Annotated in this window: 1 protein-coding gene; it reads left to right on the top strand. The window is 62.9% G+C overall.

Going from position 1 to position 267, the window contains the following annotated elements:
• On the top strand, positions 1–267 hold a 267-nt coding region (locus R0J92_RS23425), incomplete at both ends, for an extracellular solute-binding protein (protein ID WP_411053441.1).

The raw sequence follows: 267 nt of genomic DNA, 5'->3' as shown, positions 1-267 counted from the left end.
CCCAGGCACGCGCAAACGAAGCCGGCCAGGGGGTCGAGATCTCCTATACGATCCCCAAGGAAGGCACGGTGCAGTGGTTCGACATCATGGCGATCCCGACCGATGCGCCCCACCCGGACGCCGCGCACAAGTGGCTGAACTTCAACATGCGCCCGAAGATCGCGGCCCAGAACACCAACTACGTCTGGTACCCGACGGCGAACGCATCGGCCGAGCAGTACATTGACGATGAAATCCTGAGCGACCCCTCGATCTATCCGCCGCAGG

Origin of the sequence: Tritonibacter sp. SIMBA_163 (assembly GCF_046535935.1) — a bacterium.
In the GTDB taxonomy this organism is placed as follows: Bacteria; Pseudomonadota; Alphaproteobacteria; order Rhodobacterales; family Rhodobacteraceae; genus Epibacterium; species Epibacterium scottomollicae.
The sequence above is the reverse complement of the archived record's forward strand: the minus strand, read 5'-3'. Positions and strand labels throughout refer to the sequence as shown.